Source organism: Oceanobacillus indicireducens (genome assembly GCF_014647195.1).
Taxonomy (GTDB): Bacteria; Bacillota; Bacilli; order Bacillales; family Amphibacillaceae; genus Oceanobacillus; species Oceanobacillus indicireducens.
This window is the reverse complement of the sequence record NZ_BMOS01000064.1, coordinates 1-5,303: the sequence shown is the minus strand read 5'-3', so window position 1 is coordinate 5,303 and position 5,303 is coordinate 1. Positions and strand designations below refer to the sequence as shown.

The 5,303-nt window shown below is 37.5% G+C and carries 3 protein-coding genes; 2 read left to right on the top strand and 1 reads right to left on the bottom strand.

Translation table 11 applies throughout. The annotated features are described in order from the left end of the window. Window positions 1-784: 784 nt before the first annotated feature. The gene (gene shc, locus IEX94_RS19220) at window positions 785-2,656 is read right to left on the bottom strand and encodes a squalene--hopene cyclase (RefSeq protein WP_229782814.1); all 1,872 of its coding nucleotides are present in this window, start codon (window positions 2,654-2,656) and stop codon (window positions 785-787) included. A 182-nt stretch (window positions 2,657-2,838) separates the two neighbouring features. Here shc and IEX94_RS19215 point away from each other — a divergent pair, with 182 nt between their 5' ends. Next, a complete protein-coding gene (locus IEX94_RS19215) occupies window positions 2,839-3,984 on the top strand; it encodes a DUF2515 domain-containing protein (protein WP_188859856.1) in 1,146 nt (381 codons plus the stop codon). Then, window positions 3,908-4,390, top strand: coding sequence for a CBO0543 family protein (locus tag IEX94_RS20365; protein WP_373290859.1), 483 nt, complete (start codon window positions 3,908-3,910; stop codon window positions 4,388-4,390). The genes IEX94_RS19215 and IEX94_RS20365 overlap by 77 nt, the downstream gene beginning before the upstream one ends. The last annotated feature ends 913 nt before the right edge of the window (window positions 4,391-5,303 follow it).

Here is a 5,303-nt window from a genome sequence, read left to right as displayed (position 1 = left end):
GACATATATATTTTTCACTTGGTTTTCATAGAACTTTTTACATTACCAATTTTTATCTCCCTTATAGAATAACGGAAAAATGTAACAAAACTGTGGAATACAGTTAACAAACTGTTATCACTATTATGTCAAAAATAGATAATGCTGGTAGACAACAAACACTGGTATACCATGCTTTTCTAAAAAAATCAGCAACATTAGTTAATAATTCATTCATCTTCTTGTAAAAAAGGGAAGGATAACAAATATTTGGAGGGGGAGAAATAAGAAATAATGCTGTTTCCAGTTGGATTAATTTTGTAAGTCGTAAGCACAAGGTACTCTAATTCGTATTTTATTGATTTTTATTTAAATCTTTACCGTATTTCTCCATACGCATGTCCCGGTCATAAGGTGTTATTGCTGCAACTAGCGAAAAGGGAGAGCTTTCCCCTTAAGCAGAATCCACGACGATACTTATTTCGATAAATATGTATGTAAAAAGGATTTGTTTTAAAAACAAATCCTTTAGGATTGAGAAAGGTTAAATGGAAGGGCGGTTTGGACCATTAAGTTTTTTGTCACCTTTAATAGCAGTAGATTTTTCTCTCTGCTGCTGACGTTCTTGCTTCTGTATTTCTTTGCTTTTGTCCATGATAAAAACCTCCTTTACATATAGTGTGTCTAATTTTATGGAAATGATTTATATTTTCGCTAGCAGAGCAGATTACTGTATCATAAAGTGAAATTTCATTCAGCGGGGGTTTCCTTCCCCGCAGAATGTTAGTTGAACAAAATAAGGAATTTACAGACCGTTAATGCGTGATAAAAACTTATTCCGATAATTACTCAACGCTAACAAAGGAAAAATATATCGATAGCTATGGTAATGAATGTAAAATCCTCCTGCCATTCCTTGTCCTTTTGGATAGGCCGATGTCCAATCTTTTTTGTCAGAATGATCCAGTAAAAATTTTACCCCTGCCTGAATTTCGGGTGTCACGTTGTCTGATGCGGCAATGAGCGCATCCAATGCCCAGGCCGTATCGGTTAATGTGCTGACTGTAAGCGGGATATAAGTTTGGTGGATATCGCTATAACAAGATTCTCCCCATCCACCATCTTCATTTTGAATATTTTTGAGCCATTTCAGCGCCTTTTGAATGGAAGAATGTTCGGAACGGACACCAGTCGAGATCAAACCGGTAATGGCAGCCCATGTTCCGTAAATATAACAGATTCCCCATCTGCCATACCAGGATCCATCTTTTTCTTGATCACGTTTCAGCCAGTTCACTCCATTTTTTATTGCGGGGTGCTCGATCGGCAAGTTTGTGAAATTACCTAAATACTCCATCGTTCTTCCGGTTAAGTCGGCGGTAGAAGGGTCCGCAAATAAGTATTTAGCCCCTTCGATGGGAATATAGCTAACGATTTTTTTATCCACATTTTTTTCAAATGCAGCCCAGCCACCATCATGATTCTGCATGGAAAAAATCCACTTGTTCCCCCTATCCCAAGCTTGTCGATACACGGGGTCGTTACGTGCCAATCGGCTAATAGACCGTAAGGAGGCAGTTGTATCGTCTATATCTGGATGCATCGTATTCTGATCAGCAAACCCCCATCCACCCGGGTTACTGAAAGGATTATGGATTACCCAGTCACCGTAACGGTCATGCTGGCGTGAAAGTAAATAGTTGTTTGCTTGCTGAATCATGGAATCATCCCACGGGACACCAGCACGTTGCAGGGCATAACTGATTAAAGATGTATTCCAGATGTTTGCTGTTGTATATTGCATATGTGTATGGCCATCAATTTTGCAAGCCATCCCATTTAATCCTTCTACTGCTTTTGTGATTACGGGATGATCTTTAGGATATCCAAGAGCTAATAGGGAAAATATCATCAGAAAGGTGGAACTAAAGAAATTATATAAAGTTCCGTCAGCCTCAATTCTGTCCAGTATATATTTTTTCGCTTGTTGCAGGGCGATTGAATGAATGGAAGCGGGGAGCCCAATGATATTTTTGATTCCTTGGTGGATAAAAGAAGAGAAGGAACGCCAATCTTCTGAGCGATAAAGGAAGAACTCGTTGTTTTCTTTACTTTCTCTTGAAAGAAATAAATGGGAAAGGTCGGGGCTCCGTTGTGTTTTCAACGAGAATTTTTGATCGGCTAGGATTAACATTGGAGCAAGGTTTGTTCTTCCATAAACGGAAAAATCATAGAAGTTAATCGGGAAGGATAATGGTAAAAGAATAAATTCGATTGGAATCGGAAAAAACGCAGGCCATTTATATTGGCCGGTTAAGGAGAGCATGAATTTGGCCATCATATGACTTTTTTCAATTCCGCCCCATTCGAGAATCCTTCTTCTTGCAGCAATTAGTTCCTTATCTGTCTGATCACGGTAACCGGAATACAATAGTGCATAATAGGCTTCAACGGTAGCAGTCAGATTGCCGTCGATCTCATCATAAAAGAGTTTCCAGGCCCCGTTTTTCTCCTGCCTGCTGAGTATCCGCTCGACTAAAGCTTGAATGAGTTCTTCATCATTCATTTCTAGGGTGCGCAGTAAAATAATCATATAGGCATCCGTAGAGACACCTGTCTCAAAGGGATAATCCCAGGATCCATCAGAGGATTGATCTTTTCTTAATACGGTGATCATGCGATTGATCCCGTTCGTTACTTTACTTTTCACCGTTTCACCTCCAAACAACAATATCATTTTATTCGAGCGCCCTGATAAACATACCAAAAACCTAAGGAACAATTCACTTCTTATTAACTAATCATCATTTATTCCAAGCCATTTCCATAACATGATTAGTAAAGAGGTGATGCTCCATCATTTCGTGTTTAAAAAAGAAAATAGCGAGCCAAACGATTCCTCCCGAACTAATCGCGATAAAAAAGGAATTAATGAAGAAGCGGCGGCCGAAGATCCAGGAAAATCAATTAAGTGAAGGGGAACATCATTTAATCGAATACATTCGTCATGAAACGAAAAAAAGAAATGTAAATAACGTGACAAGAACGAATGCTTACCTCGCTTATTATCAAAGGTTTCCTGAAATTCATTGGGCTTTCCTCGGGCATATGGTTTCGAGGAATGGTGGATGGAATATGACCGATTTGAAAGGAAGTCTCTTAACTAGGATTTTATCCTCCGAGGAGCAGAAGGAGTTTTTTAGCTTTTTAGAGCGGGGTAATTGGTTAATTTTTCAAGACATTTACCCGCAATTACTACTTTATGAAGAAAGTATAAAAAGAAACACGAATCTTTTTCACCTTTTACCATGGTTCCATGTCTCTTTTTTCATGAGCGTGATCTGGAATTACTTTTATCGAAAAAGAGATCGCTACCTGCTGACGACAGCACTTATTATTAATGAACAAAGCTATCTGGAGAAAAGAGTCATTCAGAATCCGTATTATCAATCCACCGTACTGGAAACACTTCAATTCAAGCTGCAAGAATTCCTTGATTTAAATCAAATTATATTTCCCTTCATTGATAGCAAGGAGACTAAAATTATCGGTCAAACGATTCATAAATTTGCCTCTTTACATGAACGAATTTTATTGGGAAAACGCTTGTATCAATTACTTTTTGATCCGAAACATTGCGTATCGATTTATCAGTGGGCAAATCTTCAACCCCACACGGGTTCAAGAAAAGATTTTTGGCCACATTTATTTAATGACGTTGATGAATCTGTACCTGGGAGTTCGTACCAGAAAAGAATAAAAGACTGCCGGATTCGGAAAAACGCCCCCAAATTATATAGCCCTATCTTAAAATATGCGTGGGAGGATATGGAACAGAATGAAGCGGAAAAGGGAGACTGGTACTCGGATTGGAACGTCATTGATTATTTAAAGAAGGACATGTCTAAAGAAAGTGGAGATATTTATCATGAATATTGCAAAACACTGGAGAAAATCGAATTCTCCATCCTCGCAAAAGAAGCCATTTTACCAAAGAAATCTTAGATTGAAGTCTTATTTATCTACTGCTATTCTCGCCTCTTTAATTGGAACGTATTTAGACCTTTTGTTGGTGGGGGCAGGTCTGTATTTCTTTCCAAAGCGTCTCTTTTCAGAGATATTTACCATTAATATTTTATTTACGATTTGTATTCTGCCTTTATGTACCTTTCTCATTATTTTCGTTCTAAAAAGGATTCATCCATTACTTCGATATTTTTTCCTGCTTATTTGCAGCCTGTTTGCCTACATAGCAGAGCAAACGGCAGAACAACTCGGCTTATTTATTCATTCTCCTGACTGGCAACATGAATTTTCCCTGATAGGTTACTTTCTCTTCCTTATTCTTATTTGGAGATTTTATTGCTGGCTGGAGAAAGGGGAGAGGGAGGATTATTCTAAAATGAGGTGAAAGGATGAATAAATGGCTTTATTCGTAAGTGGAAATTAGGCTATTTTAATTGAAGTTGGCAATTTTATATGAGGAGAAAGGGAAGTGACGTGGAGAGCAATAGAGGAGGTAAAGGAGGGGCTGGCTCTGAAATAATGCTGTCTCAATCGTTTCTGTTAACTACTTGAGGAGGCATCATAATATTTATATACTGTTCAGTTCGTTCAGGTTTTCTTTTCAAACGCTATTTTTTGTTGCTTTCAATGAGATTAAGTAACAAAGGAAAGACTTCAGTTTGGAATTCATTAATGAGAAAAGATTGATACAGTTGAATGAATTAATAAAGAAATCGACTGAAGATATAAAGAAAATCTTGCCCAGCATGGCGGGATATGTAAATTTACTTGCGTGCTGGGCAACAAGGAAGCTGAGATTGTCACGACTGGAAATGGTGTGGACGACTTTAAGCAAGGGATCAGGTCATACTTGCTCCATATTAATTGTGATAGTAATAATAAGGTATAAATAATCGGCAGTAAAAATTAATGTTGCTTTCGTGGTTTGTACATGTTATATTAATTATCCGCCACAAAAACTAGAGTAAATCTAAATAAAAAAAATGGTTGACTTAAAGTTTAATAGTGTGGTATATTATTTCTTGTCGCTTTTAACGGAGTGGCAACGTCAAGAAAATAATGAAAAAGTTATTGACTTGATAGTTTTTGTTTGATATAATATAAAAGTTGCCTCGCGAAGAGGCGGCGAGAACATTTGCTCTTTGAAAACTGAACAAAACAACCAGTATGAAAAAGAGGTAAGAAGTTAAACGTTGGATTTATCTAACGAGTGCTTTTTATCCCTTGAATCAATATTTGAAGCTAAGAGTAGATGACGGTGTCATCTATTACAAACACTTTTATGGAGAGTTTGATCT